This is a genomic window from Aeromonas sp. 602200 (genome assembly GCF_049173895.1).
GTDB lineage: Bacteria > Pseudomonadota > Gammaproteobacteria > Enterobacterales > Aeromonadaceae > Aeromonas > Aeromonas veronii_A.
Map to the genome: position 1 here is coordinate 22,407 of NZ_JAAKSL010000014.1, position 18,641 is coordinate 41,047.

23 protein-coding genes are annotated in these 18,641 nt (G+C 57.3%); 12 read left to right on the top strand and 11 right to left on the bottom strand.

Annotation, left to right across the window (positions count from 1 at the left end; genetic code table 11):
- From G5221_RS15730 to G5221_RS15745, 4 genes are read left to right on the top strand one after another with little or no spacing between them, the layout of a single operon-like run.
- Entirely contained in the window at positions 1-477 is a 477-nt protein-coding gene (locus G5221_RS15730) for a DUF2878 domain-containing protein (protein WP_159163039.1), read from the top strand.
- Positions 474-695: a TIGR02450 family Trp-rich protein gene (locus G5221_RS15735; RefSeq protein WP_005338671.1), complete on the top strand. Its 222-nt coding sequence runs from the start codon at positions 474-476 to the stop codon at positions 693-695. Before G5221_RS15730 ends, G5221_RS15735 begins: the two co-directional genes overlap by 4 nt.
- Entirely contained in the window at positions 652-1,194 is a 543-nt protein-coding gene (locus tag G5221_RS15740; RefSeq protein WP_227341218.1) for a chalcone isomerase family protein, read from the top strand. The genes G5221_RS15735 and G5221_RS15740 overlap by 44 nt, the downstream gene beginning before the upstream one ends.
- 14 nt (positions 1,195-1,208) lie before the next feature.
- On the top strand, positions 1,209-1,748 hold the full coding sequence (locus tag G5221_RS15745) for a DUF3833 domain-containing protein (RefSeq protein WP_227341216.1): 540 nt from the start codon (positions 1,209-1,211) through the stop codon (positions 1,746-1,748).
- Positions 1,749-1,823: 75 nt separating this feature from the next.
- Here the strand turns inward: G5221_RS15745 and nqrM are convergent, their stop codons facing one another.
- The 9 genes from nqrM to G5221_RS15790 form a co-directional block, all read right to left on the bottom strand.
- Positions 1,824-2,048, bottom strand: a complete 225-nt coding sequence (nqrM, locus tag G5221_RS15750) for a (Na+)-NQR maturation NqrM (protein WP_227341214.1) — start codon at positions 2,046-2,048, stop codon at positions 1,824-1,826.
- 9 nt (positions 2,049-2,057) lie between these two features.
- Positions 2,058-3,098 carry an FAD:protein FMN transferase ApbE gene (locus G5221_RS15755; protein ID WP_005343668.1) on the bottom strand — a complete coding sequence of 347 codons (1,041 nt, stop codon included), beginning with the start codon at positions 3,096-3,098 and terminating at the stop codon, positions 2,058-2,060.
- A 3-nt stretch (positions 3,099-3,101) separates the two neighbouring features.
- Entirely contained in the window at positions 3,102-4,325 is a 1,224-nt protein-coding gene (nqrF, locus tag G5221_RS15760) for an NADH:ubiquinone reductase (Na(+)-transporting) subunit F (protein ID WP_005343670.1), read from the bottom strand.
- Between the two features lie 32 nt (positions 4,326-4,357).
- Positions 4,358-4,954, bottom strand: a complete 597-nt coding sequence (gene nqrE / locus G5221_RS15765; protein ID WP_227341212.1) for an NADH:ubiquinone reductase (Na(+)-transporting) subunit E — start codon at positions 4,952-4,954, stop codon at positions 4,358-4,360.
- Between the two features lie 3 nt (positions 4,955-4,957).
- A complete protein-coding gene (locus tag G5221_RS15770; protein WP_033114212.1) occupies positions 4,958-5,590 on the bottom strand; it encodes an NADH:ubiquinone reductase (Na(+)-transporting) subunit D in 633 nt (210 codons plus the stop codon).
- A complete protein-coding gene (locus tag G5221_RS15775; RefSeq protein WP_005343676.1) occupies positions 5,583-6,371 on the bottom strand; it encodes a Na(+)-translocating NADH-quinone reductase subunit C in 789 nt (262 codons plus the stop codon). Before G5221_RS15775 ends, G5221_RS15770 begins: the two co-directional genes overlap by 8 nt.
- On the bottom strand, positions 6,361-7,590 hold the full coding sequence (locus tag G5221_RS15780; protein WP_227341210.1) for an NADH:ubiquinone reductase (Na(+)-transporting) subunit B: 1,230 nt from the start codon (positions 7,588-7,590) through the stop codon (positions 6,361-6,363). The genes G5221_RS15775 and G5221_RS15780 overlap by 11 nt, the downstream gene beginning before the upstream one ends.
- A gap of 3 nt (positions 7,591-7,593) precedes the next feature.
- On the bottom strand, positions 7,594-8,937 hold the full coding sequence (locus G5221_RS15785) for a Na(+)-translocating NADH-quinone reductase subunit A (RefSeq protein WP_216951904.1): 1,344 nt from the start codon (positions 8,935-8,937) through the stop codon (positions 7,594-7,596).
- 451 nt (positions 8,938-9,388) lie between these two features.
- Positions 9,389-9,703, bottom strand: a complete 315-nt coding sequence (locus G5221_RS15790) for a BolA family protein (RefSeq protein ID WP_005343682.1) — start codon at positions 9,701-9,703, stop codon at positions 9,389-9,391.
- Between the two features lie 204 nt (positions 9,704-9,907).
- Here G5221_RS15790 and G5221_RS15795 point away from each other — a divergent pair, with 204 nt between their 5' ends.
- The 5 genes from G5221_RS15795 to G5221_RS15815 all read left to right on the top strand — a co-directional run bounded on the left by G5221_RS15795 (position 9,908) and on the right by G5221_RS15815 (position 14,784).
- Positions 9,908-11,041, top strand: a complete 1,134-nt coding sequence (locus G5221_RS15795) for a methyltransferase (protein WP_421263555.1) — start codon at positions 9,908-9,910, stop codon at positions 11,039-11,041.
- Positions 11,042-11,058: 17 nt separating this feature from the next.
- Positions 11,059-11,643 carry a YajG family lipoprotein gene (locus tag G5221_RS15800; RefSeq protein ID WP_421263556.1) on the top strand — a complete coding sequence of 195 codons (585 nt, stop codon included), beginning with the start codon at positions 11,059-11,061 and terminating at the stop codon, positions 11,641-11,643.
- A gap of 2 nt (positions 11,644-11,645) precedes the next feature.
- The gene (locus G5221_RS15805; RefSeq protein ID WP_421263571.1) at positions 11,646-12,233 is read left to right on the top strand and encodes a peptidylprolyl isomerase; all 588 of its coding nucleotides are present in this window, start codon (positions 11,646-11,648) and stop codon (positions 12,231-12,233) included.
- Between the two features lie 172 nt (positions 12,234-12,405).
- Positions 12,406-13,785, top strand: coding sequence for an AmpG family muropeptide MFS transporter (locus G5221_RS15810; protein ID WP_421263557.1), 1,380 nt, complete (start codon positions 12,406-12,408; stop codon positions 13,783-13,785).
- A gap of 156 nt (positions 13,786-13,941) precedes the next feature.
- Positions 13,942-14,784, top strand: coding sequence for an outer membrane protein OmpK (locus tag G5221_RS15815; protein ID WP_204385165.1), 843 nt, complete (start codon positions 13,942-13,944; stop codon positions 14,782-14,784).
- 97 nt (positions 14,785-14,881) lie between these two features.
- On the opposite strand, the gene G5221_RS15820 is transcribed toward G5221_RS15815, so the two are convergent.
- Positions 14,882-15,364: a YajQ family cyclic di-GMP-binding protein gene (locus G5221_RS15820; protein WP_216951900.1), complete on the bottom strand. Its 483-nt coding sequence runs from the start codon at positions 15,362-15,364 to the stop codon at positions 14,882-14,884.
- A 201-nt stretch (positions 15,365-15,565) separates the two neighbouring features.
- Between G5221_RS15820 and G5221_RS15825 the strand changes: the two genes are divergently transcribed.
- The gene (locus G5221_RS15825; protein WP_227341202.1) at positions 15,566-16,519 is read left to right on the top strand and encodes a ketopantoate reductase family protein; all 954 of its coding nucleotides are present in this window, start codon (positions 15,566-15,568) and stop codon (positions 16,517-16,519) included.
- A 31-nt stretch (positions 16,520-16,550) separates the two neighbouring features.
- The gene (locus G5221_RS15830) at positions 16,551-17,111 is read left to right on the top strand and encodes a DJ-1 family glyoxalase III (protein ID WP_227341200.1); all 561 of its coding nucleotides are present in this window, start codon (positions 16,551-16,553) and stop codon (positions 17,109-17,111) included.
- A 111-nt stretch (positions 17,112-17,222) separates the two neighbouring features.
- Here G5221_RS15830 and G5221_RS15835 read toward each other — a convergent pair whose 3' ends face one another.
- The gene (locus G5221_RS15835) at positions 17,223-17,429 is read right to left on the bottom strand and encodes a hypothetical protein (RefSeq protein WP_005338629.1); all 207 of its coding nucleotides are present in this window, start codon (positions 17,427-17,429) and stop codon (positions 17,223-17,225) included.
- Between the two features lie 131 nt (positions 17,430-17,560).
- On the opposite strand from G5221_RS15835, the gene dinB reads away from it, so the two are divergent.
- On the top strand, positions 17,561-18,616 hold the full coding sequence (gene dinB, locus G5221_RS15840; RefSeq protein ID WP_227343092.1) for a DNA polymerase IV: 1,056 nt from the start codon (positions 17,561-17,563) through the stop codon (positions 18,614-18,616).
- Positions 18,617-18,641: the final 25 nt, after the last annotated feature.

An 18,641-nucleotide genomic window follows, 5' to 3' on the forward strand; every position in this document is an offset into this window, starting at 1 on the left:
ATGTGGCAGTGGGCTCACCTGCTGGGGTTCAACCTCTACTGGTTGCTGGCGGTGAAGTGGCAGCAGCCGGGCCCGCTGCTGGCAATGTTGCTGCTGCACTTTCTCTTCTCACCCAGCCGCCAGCGTGACTGGCGGCTGCTTCCCATCGCGGTCGTCGGCTGTCTGCTGGATGCCCTGCTCTGGCAGCTCGGCCTGTTCCGGTTCCCGTCCGGTTTTCCCCTCTGGCTGGTGCTGCTCTGGCTAGGTTTTGCCCTGACGCTGGCCCACGGTATGCGCTGGCTGCTGCGCTTGCCTCGCTGGCAGCAGGCACTATTTGGCGTGTTTGGCGGTGCCTCCTCCTATGTGGCGGGGGCCGCCATGGGGGCAGTAAACTTACCCTGGGGCATCTGGATCAGCACGGCGCTGCTGGCTGTGATCTGGATGTGGTGGTTACCCGTACTCCTGTGGGTAATGGTCAAGCTGGAGGGTGAGTCATGACAAACACCTTTTCGACCGACTCGTTGCTTTTTTCCAAATGGACCAAAGAGAGCCAGCATGAGCTGACTGATCGCTTCTATCTGGTGGTTGCCTGCCAGCGGGATGCGCAGGGGCAGCTGGTGCAGGTGGTGATGCAGGATATCAATACCCTGCAGGAACAGGAGATGGACTGGCATGAACTGGAAGACCCCAACCACTGGCATATGGGGTGGAATTAACCCGCTGCTGCTGGCGTTTACGCTCTTGGCTGCAACCGCGGTGCAGGCTTCTGCCGCCCCCTGGCAGCAGTTGCGCCCGGTCGGGCAGGGGGAGATGAACTGGCTCTGGTTCAAGCTCTACGATGCCACCCTCTACAGTGCGAGCGGGCACTATCAGCCCGGTCACTATCCGCAGGCCCTGACCCTCACCTATGCCAGACCCATCGAGCGGGAAGATCTGCTGAGTGCCACCGCCGCCGAGTGGCAGCGGCTAGGTCTTGGCACTGACGCCGAGCGTCAGCGCTGGCTCGGCCAGCTCGCTGCACTCTGGCCTGATGTGCAGGCGGGCGACAAGCTCACCTTTTATGTCGACAAGGGCGGTGTAGGCCACTTCTGGTGGCAGGAAAAACCCCTCGGCACTCTTGCCGATCCACATTTTTCGGCCGCTTTTCTCGCCATCTGGCTGGCTGACAATAGCCGCGATCCTGCCCTGACCCGCCGCCTGCGTGGCCAACCCTGAACATGGAGCTCCTGATGTCTTTCTATCGTGCATATCGCTGGTTACTGTTGATCCCTTTTTTGTTGCTGAGCGGCTGTGGTGCCAGTCTCGATGACTATCGGGGGCAGGGGCCAAACTGGGATCTCGCCCGTTTCTTCAACGGCAAGCTGGTGGCTCACGGCCTGGTGACCGACCGCAGCGGCGAAGTGACCAGTCGCTTTCGGGTGGAGATGGTGGGGCGCTGGCAGAACGGTAAGGGAGAGCTGTTCGAGCAGTTCTACTTTGACGATGGCCGCCAGCAGACCCGAACCTGGTATCTGAGCAAGGGGGCTGATGGTCACTGGCGCGGTACCGCTTCCGATGTGGTGGGAGAGGCGGTAGGTAAAAGCCAAGGGTTTGCCCTCAACTGGCGTTATCAGCTCGATCTGGCGCTGCCGGATGGCGAGGTGGTGCGGGTGAGCTTCGATGACTGGATGTATCTGCTGGATGAGGATCGACTGATCAATCGCGCCGCTATCAGCAAGTTCGGCATCCATTTGGGGGAGGTGATCCTCTATATCGAGCGAAAATTATGACCGGCCTACACTGCATGAAAGCCAATAAAAAAGCGCGCCACCAGCGCGCTTTTGTTTATCGAAAAATCAGGGTCATCAGATGATGCGGTTCTCTTCCAGCATCTTGCGACGGGCCTCTTCCTTGGCCATCTTCTTCTTGCGATTGTCGCAGGGTTCCGGGCAATCGCACTCTTTCTCGATGCCAACGCTCCCCAGACCGCCACAGGAGCCGGAGATGGATTTTTTCTGGAAGATATAGCCGATAGCCATGGCGGCTATCGCCAGCATGAATACCCCGAAGGTGATCAGAAAAACCTGCATCTATCCTCCCTATTTCCTGACCAGATACTGTTTGAACGCATCGGAGTAGGCCTCTTCAAAGCCGTTGTCCGTCTTGGTGATCACGAAGATCGCCAGACCACGCTCTTTGGCATAGGCCAGGCTCTTTTCCGGTCCCATGACCATGAATACGGTCGCCAGCCCGTCTGCGGTCATGCAGGAGGGATGGATCACGGTGACCGACACCATGCGGTGCTGGATCGGCTTGCCGGTGCGTGGATCTATGGTGTGGGAGAAGCGCTGGCCATCCATCTCATAGTAGTTACGATATTCACCCGAGGTGGCCACCCCGTTGTCACCCGGAACGATCACCTCCTGCACCGAACCGGCATTGGCTGTCGGCTTCTCGATGGCAACGCGCCAGGGGTGTCCCTTGCCGTTGACGCCATTGATCCGCAGCTCGCCGCCGATCTCTACCAGATAGTTGCGCGCACCCAGAGACTCCAGATACTCGGCTACCTTGTCGACACCAAAGCCCTTGGCAATGGCGGATAGATCAACGTAAAGATCCGGGATATCCTTTTGCAGGGTATCGGCATCGACCGAAGTGATGACGTGCAGGTTGCCCAGGCCGGTCTTCTGACGGGTCTGGGTGATCAGCTCCTCCGATGGTATTTTGGTCGGTCGCTTGTCCGGACCGAAGCCCCACAGATTGACCAAGGGGCCGACGGTGACGTCAAGCGCCCCCTGGCTCTCACGGCCAATATGAATGGCTTCTGTTATGACCCGAGCCGTGTCCCGAGATACCACTACCGGTGTCGAACTGTGGTGCTGGTTGAAGCGCGACAGTTCGGAATCGGGACGATAGGTGGACATCTGATCGTTGACTCGCTCCAGCAGTACGTCGACCTCGGCCTGAAACTTGGCCGCATCGCTGATGACGTTGTCCGCCACCTTGATGGAGTAGTAAGTGCCCATGGTGCTGCCGGTGATATGGATCTCCGGCTTCGACTGGACCGTGCTTTCCTGACCGCACCCTGTCAAGAAAAAGGCTAGCCCGAAGGCTAGCCAGGTTTTTACAACGCTGTTCATGGATTAACCACCAAAATCATCCAGCAGGATGTTCTCGTCCTCAACGCCCAGATCTTTGAGCATGTTGATGACGGCTGCGTTCATCACGGGAGGTCCACACATGTAGAACTCGCAATCTTCCGGCGCTTCGTGGTTCTTGAGATAGTTCTCGTAGAGCACATTGTGGATGAAGCCGGTGTAGCCATCCCAGTTGTCTTCCGGTTGCGGATCGGACAGGGCGACGTTCCAGGTGAAGTTCTCGTTCTCGGCCGCCAGCATGTCGAAGTCTTCGACATAGAACATCTCGCGCTTGGAACGGGCACCGTACCAGAAGCTCATCTTGCGCTTGGACTTCAGGCGACGCAGCTGGTCGAAGATGTGGGAGCGCATAGGCGCCATACCCGCACCACCACCGATAAAGACCATTTCTGCATCGGTATCCTTGGCGAAGAATTCACCGAACGGACCGGAGATGGTCACCTTGTCACCCGGCTTCAGGCTGAAGATGTAGGAGGACATCTGTCCCGGAGGGGCAGTCCAGTTGCTCGGGGGCGGTGTGGCGATACGCACGTTCAGCATGATGATGCCGAACTCTTCCGGATAGTTGGCCATGGAGTAGGCACGGATGATCGGCTCATCGACCTTGGACTCCAGATCAAAAATCTTGAAGCGATCCCAGTCACCACGATACTCCTCGGGAATATCGAAGTTCTTGTAGTAGACGTGGTGAGCCGGCGCTTCGATCTGGATATAACCACCGGCGCGGAACGGCACGCTCTCGCCATCGGGGATCTGCAGCTTGAGCTCCTTGATGAAGGTGGCCTTGTTATCGTTGGAGATAACAGTACATTCCCACTTCTTCACCCCGAAGATCTCTTCCGGCAGTTCGATGTCCATGTCGCCACGCACGGTGACCTGGCAGGCAAGACGCTCGCCGTGACGGGCTTCGCCCTTGCTGATGTGATCCAGTTCGGTCGGCAGGATGTCGCCGCCACCGGATTTCACCCGTACCTTGCACTGGCCGCAAGAGCCACCGCCGCCACAGGCGGAGGAGACGAAGATACCGTTGCCGGCGAGTACGCCGAGCAGCTTGCCACCGGCCGGGCTGGTCACAGCCTTGGCCGGGTCACCATTGATGCTGATTGTCACGTCGCCCGCGGTCACCAGCTTGGACTTGGCGAACAGAATGACTGCCACCAGTGCCAGCAGGATCACGGTAAACATGACCACACCCAAAATAATTTCCATCTATCGTTCCTTTCTGATTGCAGGAAAGCCGATTACAGGGAGATACCAGAGAAGGACATGAAGCCCAGCGCCATCAGACCGGCGGTGATGAAGGTGATGCCCAGACCACGCAGGCCTTCCGGAACATCGGAGTACTTCATCTTCTCGCGGATACCCGCTAGCGCAACGATCGCCAGCATCCAGCCTGCCCCTGAGCCCACGCCGTAGACCACAGACTCCACGAAGGTGTAGTCACGCTGCACCATGAAGGAGACGCCACCGAAGATGGCGCAGTTCACGGTGATGAGCGGCAGGAAGATGCCCAGCGCGTTGTAGAGAGCCGGGAAGTACTTGTCCAGCGCCATCTCCAGGATCTGTACCAGCGCTGCGATCACCCCGATAAAGGTGATGAAGCTCAGGAAGCTCAGATCCAGGTCAGGGGAGAGAGCTCCGGCCTTCAGCACGTAGTTGTAGATCAGGTTGTTGACCGGTACGGCGATGGTTTGCACCACGATAACGGCAATACCCAGACCCATGGAGGTCTTGACCTTCTTGGATACCGCCAGGAAGGTACACATCCCCAGGAAGAAGGAGAGTGCCAGGTTTTCGATGAAGATCGATTTAATCAACAGACTCAGATAGTGTTCCATACCTTAATCCTTCGCCTCCACCTGCTTGGGATCCTTGGTGCGCACGCCCCAGATGATCAGACCAATGATGAAGAATGCACTCGGCGGCAGCAGCAGGAGGCCGTTGGGTACATACCAGCCACCGTTGTTCACCAGCGGCAGCAGCTCGATGCCAAACCAGGTGCCGGAGCCCAGCAGTTCACGCACGGTCGCGACACTCAGCAGAATGGCGCCATAGCCCAGACCGTTACCGATACCATCCAGGAAGGAGGGGAGCGGCGCGCTCTTCATGGCGTAGGCTTCGGCGCGGCCCATCACGATACAGTTGGTAATGATGAGACCGACGAAGACTGACAGCTGCTTGGAGATGTCATAGGCATACGCCTTGAGCACCTGGTCAACCACGATAACCAGCGAGGCGATGATCGCCATCTGGGCAATGATCCGCACGCTGTTCGGGATCTGGTTGCGGATCAGGGAGATGAACAGGTTTGAGAAGGCGGTGACCGCCATGACCGCAAGGGTCATTACAAACGCTGTCTTCATCTGGCTGGTAACCGCCAGTGCGGAACAGACACCCAGCACCTGCAAGGCGATGGGGTTGTTGCCCAGCACTGGAGTCAACAGCAACTTCTTCATTTCGCTCTTGTCAGCCATTGTTGATTTCTCCTGCACGAACCTTGGCCAGGAAAGGACCGAAGCCCTTGGGACCCATCCAGAAGTCAAAGGTATGCTGTACACCGTTACCGGTCAGGGTAGCACCGGAGAGACCGTCGATCTCGTGCTCGGAGCCCGCCGGAGCGTGACCCTTGATGACGCGCAGCGCCGGCATGCCATCCTGATCGAACAGCTTCTTGCCGACAAACAGCTCGCGCCAGGCCGGATTTTCGATTTCACCGCCCAGACCAGGGGTTTCACCGTGGTCATAGTAGGTGATGCCCTTGATGGTCTGGCCATCAGCGGCAACCGCGACGAAGGCATACATGGTAGACCACAGACCCTGACCGTAGATGGGCAGGATGATGTTGTCGATCTTGCCATCGGCATCCTTGGCGAAGAACACCGGAACCAGCTTGGAGATCTGGCGCAGGCCAGCTTTGTCCTCGGCAGCAGCCAGACGGATGTTTTGCGCCGGATCTTTGGCCGCCTGTTTGGTATCGAAGTTGTCGGCATCGCCGTCAACAAAGTTACCGGTGGCGAGATCCACCAGACGGGCTTCGATCTTGTCGCCATACAGCTTGGCCAGATCGCGCTTGGCTACATCGCTGATGTCCACGCCGGCTACGGAGAGAATATTGCTCTGTTTATCCAGCGCCTTGTTCTCCTCTTGGGTAGAACGCAGGCCAACGGCAGCAACGGATACCACGATGGAACAGGCCAGACAGAGGCCGGTGACCACGCTGATGGTGCCGAAGGTTGAGTCTTTATTAAACGCCACGAGCAATCCTCCGCTTGATGTTTGCCTGAGCGACGAAGTGGTCAAACAGGGGAGCAAACAGGTTTGCAAACAGAATGGCCAGCATCATGCCTTCCGGGAACGCAGGGTTGACCACGCGAACCAGCACGACCATCACGCCGATCAGGGCGCCGTACCACCACTTGCCCTTGTTGGTAAAGGCGGCGGAGACAGGGTCGGTCGCCATGAAGGCCATACCGAAGGCGAAGCCACCCAGTACCAGATGCCAGTGCCACGGCATGTTGAACATGGGGTTGGTATCGGAACCGATGACGTTGAACAGCAGGGAAGTGGCGATCATACCGACCATCACGCCGGCGATGATGCGCCAGGAGGCGATGCGCATATAGACGATCATGGCCGCACCCAGCAGGATCATCAGGGTGGAGACTTCACCGATGGAACCCGGCAGGTTGCCAAGGAAAGCGTCCATCCAGCTGATAGCCTGACCGGTGGCACCGTTGATCAGCGCCATCTGGCCGCCCTGAGCCCATTGGCTCAGCGCGGTTGCACCGGAGTAGCCATCAACGGCAACCCAGACTGCGTCACCGGAGATTTGGCCCGGGTAGGCGAAGAACAGGAACGCACGACCTGCCAGCGCAGGGTTCAGGAAGTTTTTGCCGGTACCACCGAACACTTCCTTGGCCATTACCACACCGAAGGTGATGCCCAGCGCAGCTTGCCACAAGGGCAGCTCGGGCGGCACGATCAGGGCAAACAGGATGGAGGTCACGAAGAAGCCTTCGTTGATCTCGTGCTTGCGCACCATGGCAAACAGCACTTCCCAGAAACCACCGACAAAGAAGACGGTGATGTAGATCGGGAAGAAGTGGGTGGCGCCAATCAGCATCTTGCTGCCGATACCGGCAACAGCCGGATCGAGGGAGGCACCCAGCATGGTGGCCAGGGCATATTGCCAGCTGCTGGCACCGGCTGCCGAGCCCATGTGGGCAATGGCGGCGATGGCCTGGTTGCCAACGTTGTACATGCCCCAGAACATGGCCGGGAACACGGCCAGCCACACCATGATCATCATGCGCTTCAGATCGAGCGCATCACGGACGTGGGCGGCATTGCGGGTAACGCTACCCGGGGTATAGAACAGGGTGTACGCCGCTTCGAACAGGGCGTAGTACTTGGCGTACTTTCCACCCGGTTCGAAGTGATGTTCCATATTTTCAAGAAGTTGCTTGAAACTCATCGCTTAACCTTCCAGTTCAATCTTGGTCAGGCACTCACGCAAGATAGGGCCGTACTCGGTCTTGCCGGGGCAAACGAAAGTACAGAGGGCCAAATCTTCCTCATCCAGCTCCAGGCAGCCCAGTGCTTGCGCACCGTCGGTATCGCCGGAGACCATGTCCCGCAGCAGCAGGGTAGGCAGGATGTCGAGTGGCATCACCCGTTCATAGTTGCCGATAGGCACCATGGAACGGTCACTACCGTTGGTAGTGGTGGTGAAGTTGATAAGGCGACCCTTCATCAGATGAGAGAGGGTGGTGCGGGTGATGGAGAACTTGTTGGCACTGGGGTTGATCCAGCCCAGGAACTCTTTCTCGCGACCCTCGCCCAGTGCACAGACCTGATTGTGGTAACGACCCAGATAGTCGTGAACACCCTCAGCCTTGGCGCCGCTCAGCAGGGAACCGGAGATGACGCGGTTTTCATCGGCACGCAGCTCATTGTTGGTGAGTTGGCTGATGCAGGCCCCCAGACGGGTACGCAGCAGACGCGGCTTGAGCACATTCGGGCCGGCCAGGGCGATCACCTTGTCGGTGCAGATCTGACCGGTGGTGAACAGCTTGCCGAATGCGATCACATCCTGATAGTTGATGTGCCACTGCACCTTGGTGCTGCTGACCGGATCCAGGAAGTGGATATGGGTACCCGGCAGACCGGCAGGGTGCGGACCGACGAAGATCTCTTCCTTGACCTGAGCCAAAGAGGAGTGAGGCAGACTGCCTTCGCCTTTACAGACATAGACGGTGCCGTCGGTCAGGCGGGTCAATACGGCAAGACCATCGAGGAAGGCCTGCGGCTGTTCCTTGATAATCAGCTCGGCATCGGCAGCCAGCGGGTTGGTGTCCATCGCGGTCACGAAGATGGCGCGCGGGGCTGAGCCAACCGCAGGGACTTTGCTGAACGGGCGAGTGCGCAGTGCTATCCACTGACCTGATGCAACCAGGATCTCTTGCACCTTGCTGCGCTCGAGCTTGGCCAGCTCGGAAGAGGCAAAATGCTCGAAGGTCACCTGCTCATCGGAGCCGTCGAGGTCGATGACCACTGACTGGAGCACACGTTTGGCTCCACGGTTGATCTCTGAAACTACGCCGGTGGCGGGGGCCGTGAATTTAACGCCGGGATTCTTCTTGTCTTCGAAGAGCTCCTGACCTTTGATGACGCGATCACCTACTTTGACGAACATAGTAGGTCGCATCCCCACGAACTCCTCGCCCAGTGTAGCAACACGGGTGATGGCGGGGCCATCGTAGATTACTTGCTCTGGCGCACCCAGCACGGGGATGTCCAGTCCTCTTTTGATTGTAATCATACTTAATTGCACTACCGTTACGGGAAGAGAGGTTGGTTAGCGCCGAGAAATACATCACGACGGGTGGTTGAATGAGTCGCTGTTGTGGCTGCGCCGGGTGGTCAGGCTCAGCAATTATTCAACATGCGAGGTCACTCAAAAGCGCTTGAGTCTACCACTTAAGGCCCATTTTCTGCCATGCCAAATAGGCAAAATCCCTGCGTCATCACAAAATTAACCTGCAATGAATAACCCCTGAATTCCTTGTAAGCTGTGGTTTTAAAGGTTTTTTTAGTTTAATACCCCCATGGGGGTATGCTTGTGTAAGGCTGTGACTAAGCCGCCAGGGAAAACTGAATTAAAAACCTATTTATGGTTGTCAGGATCAGCAGGCTGGCGGCTTTTTGTTTAATTTTTGTTTGTTTGTCACCCATAGGGTGGTGGGTCAGAGCAATGGGTGACAGCTAGCCGTTCAGGAGTGCGAGGGGTTGCCAACACAAGCTGGTGTGCGTGGTGCCTTACCCTTCTCCTGCCACTCGCTTGCCGTGTAGGTATGCAGTGCAAGTGCATGGACAGCGCCGGCCAGTTCATCGGCCAGGATGGCGTTGACCTGACGATGCCGAGAGAGAAGGCGCTGACCCGCAAACTGTTCGCTGACGATCACCACCTTGAAGTGGCTCTCAGATCCCGGTTCCACACGGTGCATGTGGCTCTCGTTGATCACCTCCAGCACGGTAGGGGAGAGGGCGGCGGTCAGCTTGGCTTCAATCAGTTGTTGGATAGTCATCGGATCGGCTTCCAGAGTGAATGTCGGGCCATTCTATCGGCAGTCGCGGGATGGAATAAGCCCCCGTAAGAGGGAAATCACCCGTCAGTTGCCCCCTTGATGCGCATCGAACTGGTGAAATTCCTGCTCCTCGCTAGAATAGCGCCACTTTGCGTCGCCCCTGGCGCCTGTATACACGAATCAAGCCGAGGTTGGACTCTTCCTATGCAAACCCTTCTCGACACTCCCCATTGCCAGCTCACGCTCTACCGCTATCCGCGCCAGAGTCAGGAGACCCTGCAAGCCTGGGATGCGGCTGACGAATATCTGATCAACACCCTGGCGGAGTCCCCCCTTGAGCAGGCGGGCCCCGTCATCATCATGAATGACGGTTTTGGCGCGCTGGCCGCCTATCTGCATCCGCACTCCCCCTGCTGCGTCACCGACTCTTACATCAGTGAACGGGCGACCCTGGCCAATCTGGCCGAAAACGGACTGGATGCAGGCGGGATCCGCTTGCAGGATGCGCTGGCGCCGCTGCCCGATGCCCCTGCGCTGGTAGTGATCAAGGTCTCCAAATATCAGGCTCTATTGGAGCAGCAACTGCTGGCATTGCGTGCGGTGGTGACACCGGCAACCCGCGTTATCGCTGCCGGCAAGGCGAAGGATATTCATACCTCCACCCTCAAGTTGTTCGAGAAGTATTTGGGGCCTACCCGTACCTCGCTGGCCTGGAAGAAGGCGCGCCTTATTCACTGTGAGCCGCAGGCAGAACGTCCCGAGCTGGCCAACCCCTTCCCGACTGTCTGGCCGCTGGAGGGGAGTGGCATGCTCATCCACAACCATGCCAACGTCTTCTCGCGCACCAGTCTCGATATTGGAGCCCGCTTTATGCTGGACAACCTGCCCATCCACAGTGCCCGCAAGGTGATCGATCTGGGCTGTGGCAACGGGGTGCTGGGTCTGTCGCTGCTCGCCAAAGACAGCGAGGTGGAGGTGACCTTTATCGATGAATCCTATATGGCAGTCGCCTCGGCACAGCTCAACGTCGAGCACAATCTGCCCGATGCACTGCCGCGCGCCCGTTTTATGGTCAATAACTGTCTCGACGGGGTGGCGGTCGGCTCGGCGGATCGGATCCTCTGCAACCCTCCTTTCCATCAGCTGCAGGCGATCACCGATCATATCGCCTGGCAGATGTTCAGCGATGCGCACCGGGTGTTGCCTCAAGGGGGTGAACTCTGGATAGTAGGCAACCGTCATCTGGACTATCACAACAAACTCAAGCGCTTGTTTGCCAACGCACAAGTCGTTGCGTCGAACAGCAAATTCGTTATTTTGAAAGCCATCAAACGCTAAAGCCAAAGGAAACCATGATGAAAAAGTCACTCTTGCTGCTGGCCGCCCTGATGCTGGGCGGGTGTGCCACTCATTGGCCGGAGACGGCACTGCTCAATCCGCAGGTGATCCCCGCCAACCAGCAATACTACTCTGGCAATCGCATCACCATGGAAGGGGTAGACAAGCGTGAGGCTGCCTACGTCTTCTCCATTAAACATAAAGATAAAGCCCCCGTCCTGGTCAACAGTGAGCGTCCGCTCAATCTGCTGATGGCCGAGCGGCTGGCCGAAGGGCTGCGCAGCCAGGGTCTGGAAGTGGGTAACAGTGGCACCACCAACCTGACGCTGGTGATCTCCAACGCCGCAGTCAATGTGGAAGAGAAGACCTTTACCTATGTCACCAAATCCCGCGTCAGCCTGCAGGTGATCGCCGATTTCCAGGGCAACCGTCTGACCAAGCAGTTCAACATGTCCTCCAGCAAGGAGAGCCCGAGCGAGCCAAGCATGGCCGACCTGGAGTCTACACTGAACCTGCAACTGGGTAGCGTGCTGCAGCAGATCATGGCGGATGATGCGCTGCGCGGTTACCTGAAAGGTCAACCGAACGGTGCAGGGGTCTGATGATGAAAAAACTCTGGTTGCTGGCCATGCTGATCTCCCCGCTGGCGTTCGCGGGCCCGAAAGTGAGAATGGAGACCAACCACGGCAATATCGTGGTGGAGCTGGCGTCCAAGCAGGCGCCCCAGACGGTGAAAAACTTCCTGCGTTACGTGGCTGATGGCAGCTATGACGGCAGCATCTTCCACCGGGTGATCCAGGATTTCGTGGTGCAGGGTGGGGGCTACAACCAGCAGTTCCAGCAACTGCCGGCTTATGAGCCTGTGGTCAACGAGTCGCGCGGCGGTCTGCCCAACAAGCGTGGCTCCATCGCTATGGCTCGCACCCAGGCGGTCGACAGCGCTACTCGCCAGTTCTACTTCAATCTGGTCGACAACAATAACCTCAACGCCGGTGGCTCTGCGGGTTATACCGTGTTCGGTCAGGTGGTTCAGGGGATGGAGGTGCTGGACAAGCTTGCTCAGGTACAGACCGGTTACAGCCCCATTCTGCGTGCCAACGATGTGCCGACCAGTCCCATCATTCTGAAGAAGGTGGTCTTGCTGGCAGAAACTCCGGCAGACAAGAAAGTCGACAAGAAAGCGGGCAAGTAACTCTCGCCGGACGCGGTTCGTCACCACGATCCCGCCATGCTCCATGCAAGGCACATCCCGCTTGAGATGTGCCTTTTCTCTATCCGGACTTCTTTTGCCTATCTCTTTGCTCGCCTTGGCTATCTGCCATCAACCTGCCAAAATGACGCACTTTTCCAAAGTCGTCAGGTAGTTGAACATGATCCGCAAACCAAGCTGGAGAGAGTCCCTCGCCGTCTATCTCGAATTTCGGGTGTTTATTCTCTTTGCCATGGGCTTTTCATCGGGTCTGCCGCTGCTGCTGGTGTTCGGTACACTCTCATTCTGGTTGCGTGAGGCCGATGTCAGCCTGACCGATATCGGCTATATGAGCTGGGTGGCGCTCGCCTATGGCTTTAAATGGCTGTGGTCGCCGCTGGTGGATCGCATGCCGCTGCCGTTGCTCTCCACGCTGCTGGGGCGTCGCCGCAGCTGGATGTTCTTCTCCCAGCTGTTGATTGCCGCCGCGTTGGTCGGCATGGCGTTCTGCGATCCCAAGACCGAGCTGGTCCAGCTGGCGATGTTTGCCCTGCTGGTGGCCTTTGCCTCGGCCACGCAGGATATCGTCATCGACGCCTATCGCATCGAATCGGCCCCTGAGCGGCTGCAGGCGGCTATGGCTGCTTCTTACATGACCGGTTACCGACTGGCGATGATCATGGCGGGGGCCGGTGCGCTGGCGCTGGCAGCCTGGTTTGGCAGCAATAGTGGCTATGACTATCGTGGCTGGCAGATTACCTATCTGGTGATGGCGGGTCTGATGTCACTCGGGGTCATCACCACGCTGTTTTGCCACGAGCCGGAAATCGATCTGGCCGAGCAGGGCAAACAACAGGCCGAACGCAAGGCGCAGCTCCTGGAAAAAGGGTGGCCTGCGCTGCTGGCGAGTGCGGGGGCCTGGGGCTATGAGGCGGTCTGGTGTCCGTTTGCCGACTTCTTTCGCCGTTATGGCAGCTCGGCGCTGCTGATCCTGGCTCTGATCGCCTGCTATCGGGTTGCCGATGTGGTGATGGGGGTGATGTCCAACAGCTTCTATGTGGATATGCAGTTCAGCAAGACCGAAGTCGCCACTATCACCAAGGTGTTTGGCGTTATCATGACGCTGGTGGGGGCGGCACTGGGGGGCGTGCTGGTGATGCGCTTTGGCACGCTGCGGATCCTGTTTCTCGGGGCGCTGCTCACCGCCAGCACCAATCTGCTGTTTGCCCTGCTCCATCAGGTTGGTCACAACCTGGAGCTGCTGACCCTGATCATTTCGCTCGATAACCTCAGCGCGGGTATCGCCACCGCAGCTTTTGTGACCTATCTCTCCAGCCTGACCAATGTGGCGTTTTCAGCGACGCAATACGCCCTGTTCAGCTCGGTGATGTTGCTGCTGCCCAAGTTGTTGGCCGGTTTTTCGGGGCAGGTGGTGGAGCAGATTGGCTACAGCGCCTTCTTTGTCGGCACCAGTTTGTTGGGCTTGCCCGTGTTGTTGTTGATTGTGCTGGTCGCCCGTAAAGGGGGTGAGTTGTTCTCAGTTGCTGACAAATAGCAAGCGTTTGCGTAGAATCGGGGGTGATTAGATTCACACTTCCGGATAAAGTTCCCGAGAAGTTGTTTCACCCCCAATTTTATTTGATTAGAATTCCTCTCGCTCCTTGTGGGCAGGCTACGGAAAACCTCAACTAACGCACAAGAGACCAATAAAATGGCCAAATTTACCAAGACTCTGATCGCTGCCGGTCTGCTGGCTGCTGCCGCTACTCCGGCCTTTGCTGCTGACTACAGCGGTGACATCCACAAGAATGACTACAAGTGGATGCAGTTCAACGTAATGCATACCATCGACCAGCGTCCTTTCACTACCGGTGAAGAGGACTACAACGATACCTATTTTGAAATGGAGTTCGGTGGTCGCTCCGGCCTGTTTGACCTGTACGGTTACGTCGACGTATTCGATATTTTCGACTCCCGTCACAGCAATAAACACCATGGTCAGAACCTGTTCATGAAGTTTGCACCGCGTATGTCTCTGGATGCGCTGACAGGTAAAGATCTCTCCTTTGGTCCTGTGCAAGAGCTTTACATTGCCAACCTGAACAACGTTGGTGACAAGCAGATGGAAAACCAGCTGGGTCTGGGTGCCGATGTGATGGTTCCCTGGTTTGGCAAGGTTGGCATGAACCTGTATGCACGTCACGCCACCGAGAACCAGTTCTTCACCGAAGAAGAAGGTGAGTGGAACGGTTATCAGTTCTCCATGAACTGGTTCAAGCCTTTCTATACCTTCGGCAATGGCAGCTTTGTCTCCTACCAGGGTTATCTGGATTATCAATTCGGCCTGGATACCCATGACCGTGCTGACCGTACCAGCGACAACCTGGCCACCTTCCACGGTATCTACTGGCACTCCGATCGCTACGCGGTTGGTTATGGCCTGAAGTATTTCATGGATGCCTACGGTACCAAAGATGGCTCCAAAGCCTACGACGGTACCCCGTGGAAGAGCACCGGCTTCAGCCACTACTTCTCTGTTACCTACAAGTTCTAATAAAACTTGGGGAACAAAAAACCGGAGCATTTGCTCCGGTTTTTTTATGCTCGGACGATTAAAGAAGAGGAGAAGGGAGAGCCCTTCTCTCCCATCATCAGTCGCGGAAATTCTGAAACTGCATCGGTTGGCCCAGGTCGGCGCCACGGACCAGTGCCATGGTCTCTTGCAGATCGTCACGCTTCTTGCCGGTGACACGTACTTCATCACCCTGGATGGCGACCTGTACCTTGATCTTGGAGTCCTTGATCAGCTTGACCAGCTTCTTGGCGATCTCTTTCTCGATCCCCTGTTTGAACTTGACGGTCAGGTGGAAGCGTTTGCCGGAGTGAACGGAGTCACCCACTTCCATGGAGCTGTTTTCGATGTTGCGCTTGAGCAGGGCACCGCGCAGGATTTCGACCATCTGCTTGAGCTGGAAATCGGCATCGGCTTCCAGCTTTACCTCTTCTTTGTTCAACTCGAAGCTGGCTTCTACCCCACGAAAATCGAAACGGGTGGCCAGTTCACGATTGGCGTTGTCGACTGCGTTCAACACCTCGTTCATTTTGACTTCAGAGACAATATCGAATGACGGCATAGCCGAAGCTCCTCATGTTGCGTTATCGGGGGCCAAATCTACCAGAAATACGGCAAATTTGCTGATTTTGATGGGAGTGCTCTGCTAGAATCCCCTGCGCACAGGAAGGTTGGACCCGTTAGTGTCCGCTCGCGCTATTTTTCATTTATTCCCGGTAACAGGTTGAGAGGATTGCAACCCTTACCCTGACAGAGTCACATCATGCCAAGCGGATTAAAAAATTCCCGACAACCCGTTATGCCACCTGTAGCGCCCAAGTGGACACTGCTCGGGTGCGGAGCTCTCGGCGGCGTTTTTGCCTCCCTGCTGACCCAGAGCGGTCAATCCACCCGAGTCTTGTTGCGTGAGCATCATCAATCTACCCTGCACCCCGGATTTGACTTTACTTCGCTGGAGGGGCAGGTACAGCTGCTCAATATCGAACGTGCATTTGCCGGCCAGCCGGGAAAAATTCAGCGTCTGTTGGTGATGACCAAGGCCAGTCAGGTGGTTGGCGCCCTGGCTCCACTGGTTGGCCATCTGGATGCTGGCGTGCCGATCGTACTGCTGCACAACGGGATGGGGATTGCCGAGAAGGTGGTCCAGATGTTCCCGCATAACCCGGTGATTGCCGGGGTGACCAGCCATGGTGCCATGAAAGCGGGCCATTTCGTGTTCCGTCATACCGGCAAGGGGGAAACCTGGTTGGGGCCATTTAACGAGGCGGCCAAGGCTCATGCATCACTGGCAGATGAGTTGGCGCAGGCATTGGGTCAGGCGGGTTGGGATGAGCAGATAGTGGCACGCCAGTGGCAAAAGCTGGCCATCAACTGTGCCATCAATCCCCTGACGGCCCTCTACAAGCTGAAAAATGGCGAGCTGGCTGGCCCCCGTTTTGCCGATGCCCTGCAGCAGATCTGCGTGGAGGTGGCGGATGTGATGTGCGCCGAAGGAGTTGCAACCACGGCAGAGGAGTTGCAGCGTCGGGTGATGACAGTGGTGGAACTGACCGCTGACAATTACTCCTCCATGCATCAGGATATGGAGCTGGGACGCGAGACCGAGATTGAGGCCATCACCGGCTTCCTGCTGGCCAAGGCTGCCCGGCATGGCATTGCCGTACCGGTCAATCAGGGTCTCTATCAGGCGATTAAAGAGAAGAGTCAGGCCGTCTGATCTTTTACGAGCAAGCAGCAAGGAGGCGAACGTGAGTGTACTGGTGCTGGTGGCCCCCGGGTCGGAAGAGATAGAGACGGTTGCCATTGTCGATACCCTGGTGCGCGCCAGCATCGAGGTGGTGCTGGCCTCTTGCTGCCCTGCCGGGTCTCGGCAGGTGAAGGCATCGCGCGGGGTACAGCTGGTGGCCGATTGTCATATCGGCGAGCTGACCCATCGGGACTTTGAAGCCATCGTGGTGCCTGGCGGTTTGCCCGGCAGCGAAGTGATCCGCGATACCCCGCTGGCCATCGATCTGCTCAAAGAGCAGGCCGCTCTTGGCCGCTGGCGTGCAGCCATCTGCGCCGCCCCTGTGGTGGTGTTGCAACATCACGGCCTGCTGGATGGTGCCATCGTCACCTGTCATCCCGGCTTTCAGCCCCGACTACCGACATCGCAGCTGTCACATGAGCGGGTAGTCAGGGATGAGGCTCATCGCCTTATCACCAGCCAGGGGCCGGGCAGTGCCATCGAGTTTGCGCTTGAACTGGTCCGGGTGCTGCGTGGGGATGAAGTGGCGGCCACTGTCGCTGGCCCTATGGTTCTGCCTTGAGCGCACTCTGCTGCAGAATCAAGCTGGTCATGCTTTGAAAAACGGGCCCCGATCATCTTGATCGGGGCCCGTTTGTTATCTGCCGTTGTCGGTCACGCCATCTTGTCCGGCTCAGTAGTCGTACTGTGAGCACTGTTTTTTGTTGTACTCAGTTTTCCAGCGTGCCAATTCTTGCTCTGTGCCGAGCTTGTCTCCTTTCTTGATGGCCTGTTCCAGTATCTCAATCCGGTCGTACAGCCAGCGGCACTCTGCCGTCGGGTTGTTCTTGCCGATGCCGGTCAACGGTAGCAAACAGAGTCCCAACCAAAGATATTTCATCCCGAACGCTCCTTGTCATTGTGGTAGTAAAGGTCTCCTTGGAGTCTACTATTTTAGCCGCAACGAGAGAGATAGAGCTGCGGTTATCCTTGGGGTAAGATGATGCCATGTCTGTTTATTTATACAGTGGTATGCGCAAGATCATCCATATCGACATGGACTGCTTTTTTGCCGCGGTGGAGATGCGGGATAACCCCGCATTGCGGGAAGTTCCGCTTGCGATAGGGGGGGCGTCCGAGCTGCGCGGTGTCATCTCGACCTGCAACTATGTGGCGCGCCGGTTCGGGGTGCGCTCCGCCATGCCGAGCGCGCTGGCGAAAAAACTCTGCCCACCGCTGGTACTGATCCCGGGGCGAATGGCGGTGTACAAGGATATCTCCCGTCAGCTCAGGGCCATTTTCCTGCGCTATACCGATCAGGTTGAACCGCTGTCGCTGGATGAGGCTTACCTCGATGTGACCCATAGTCGCTGTTGTGGTGGCAGCGCCACCCTGATGGCGCAAGAGATCCGGCAAGCCATCGTCACCGAACTGGGATTGACCGCTTCGGCCGGGGTCGCCCCCAACAAGTTTCTCGCCAAGCTCGCCTCGGAGCAGCGCAAGCCTGATGGTCTGTTTGTCATTCGTCCCGACGAAGTGGCCGAATTTGTCTGTCAGCTGCCACTCGGCAAACTGCCCGGGGTGGGGCGCAAGACTGCCGAGCGGCTGGAGGCGCAGGGGCTATACACCTGCGAAGATGCCCGAGCCTTGTCGGCAGAGGAGTTGTGCCGTCGCTTTGGCAAGCTGGGCGAAATGCTGACGACCCGTATCTGGGGGCTAGATGAACAGCCGGTGCAGGCGCACCGGATCCGCAAAACCATCGGGGTGGAGACCACCCTGGCAAGCGATCTCTGTGACGAAGAGGCCTGTCTGAAGGTATTGCAGCAACTGCTGCCTGAGCTGGAACGGCGATTTCAGCTGGCGTGTCCTGCCGAGCAGGTGATGGGTCAGGGGATTAAACTCAAATTTGCCGACTTCCATCAGACTACCGTCTATCGCAGCCAGGGGGGCTATCAGGCCGCATTGTTCACACCACTGCTCAAGGAAGGGCTGCTGCGGGCGCAAGGGCGTTCGATACGTCTGCTGGGACTGGTAGTCGGGCTACCGAAGGAGGGAGAAGTAAACCAACTATCGCTGGATTTGCTATGAGATGGTTAAGTTTTTGTTTATAAAG

What these genes read in the sequence shown, in the direction of transcription:
- G5221_RS15730 (WP_159163039.1), top strand. Translation starts at nt 1, where the DNA reads ATGTGGCAGTGGGCTCACCTGCTGGGGTTCAACCTCTACTGGTTGCTG.
- G5221_RS15735 (WP_005338671.1), top strand. Translation starts at nt 474, where the DNA reads ATGACAAACACCTTTTCGACCGACTCGTTGCTTTTTTCCAAATGGACC.
- G5221_RS15740 (WP_227341218.1), top strand. Translation starts at nt 652, where the DNA reads ATGAACTGGAAGACCCCAACCACTGGCATATGGGGTGGAATTAACCCG.
- G5221_RS15745 (WP_227341216.1), top strand. Translation starts at nt 1,209, where the DNA reads ATGTCTTTCTATCGTGCATATCGCTGGTTACTGTTGATCCCTTTTTTG.
- nqrM (WP_227341214.1), bottom strand. Translation starts at nt 2,048, where the DNA reads ATGCAGGTTTTTCTGATCACCTTCGGGGTATTCATGCTGGCGATAGCC.
- G5221_RS15755 (WP_005343668.1), bottom strand. Translation starts at nt 3,098, where the DNA reads ATGAACAGCGTTGTAAAAACCTGGCTAGCCTTCGGGCTAGCCTTTTTC.
- nqrF (WP_005343670.1), bottom strand. Translation starts at nt 4,325, where the DNA reads ATGGAAATTATTTTGGGTGTGGTCATGTTTACCGTGATCCTGCTGGCA.
- nqrE (WP_227341212.1), bottom strand. Translation starts at nt 4,954, where the DNA reads ATGGAACACTATCTGAGTCTGTTGATTAAATCGATCTTCATCGAAAAC.
- G5221_RS15770 (WP_033114212.1), bottom strand. Translation starts at nt 5,590, where the DNA reads ATGGCTGACAAGAGCGAAATGAAGAAGTTGCTGTTGACTCCAGTGCTG.
- G5221_RS15780 (WP_227341210.1), bottom strand. Translation starts at nt 7,590, where the DNA reads ATGAGTTTCAAGCAACTTCTTGAAAATATGGAACATCACTTCGAACCG.
- G5221_RS15785 (WP_216951904.1), bottom strand. Translation starts at nt 8,937, where the DNA reads ATGATTACAATCAAAAGAGGACTGGACATCCCCGTGCTGGGTGCGCCA.
- G5221_RS15790 (WP_005343682.1), bottom strand. Translation starts at nt 9,703, where the DNA reads ATGACTATCCAACAACTGATTGAAGCCAAGCTGACCGCCGCCCTCTCC.
- G5221_RS15795 (WP_421263555.1), top strand. Translation starts at nt 9,908, where the DNA reads ATGCAAACCCTTCTCGACACTCCCCATTGCCAGCTCACGCTCTACCGC.
- G5221_RS15800 (WP_421263556.1), top strand. Translation starts at nt 11,059, where the DNA reads ATGAAAAAGTCACTCTTGCTGCTGGCCGCCCTGATGCTGGGCGGGTGT.
- G5221_RS15805 (WP_421263571.1), top strand. Translation starts at nt 11,646, where the DNA reads ATGAAAAAACTCTGGTTGCTGGCCATGCTGATCTCCCCGCTGGCGTTC.
- G5221_RS15815 (WP_204385165.1), top strand. Translation starts at nt 13,942, where the DNA reads ATGGCCAAATTTACCAAGACTCTGATCGCTGCCGGTCTGCTGGCTGCT.
- G5221_RS15820 (WP_216951900.1), bottom strand. Translation starts at nt 15,364, where the DNA reads ATGCCGTCATTCGATATTGTCTCTGAAGTCAAAATGAACGAGGTGTTG.
- G5221_RS15825 (WP_227341202.1), top strand. Translation starts at nt 15,566, where the DNA reads ATGCCAAGCGGATTAAAAAATTCCCGACAACCCGTTATGCCACCTGTA.
- G5221_RS15835 (WP_005338629.1), bottom strand. Translation starts at nt 17,429, where the DNA reads ATGAAATATCTTTGGTTGGGACTCTGTTTGCTACCGTTGACCGGCATC.
- dinB (WP_227343092.1), top strand. Translation starts at nt 17,561, where the DNA reads ATGCGCAAGATCATCCATATCGACATGGACTGCTTTTTTGCCGCGGTG.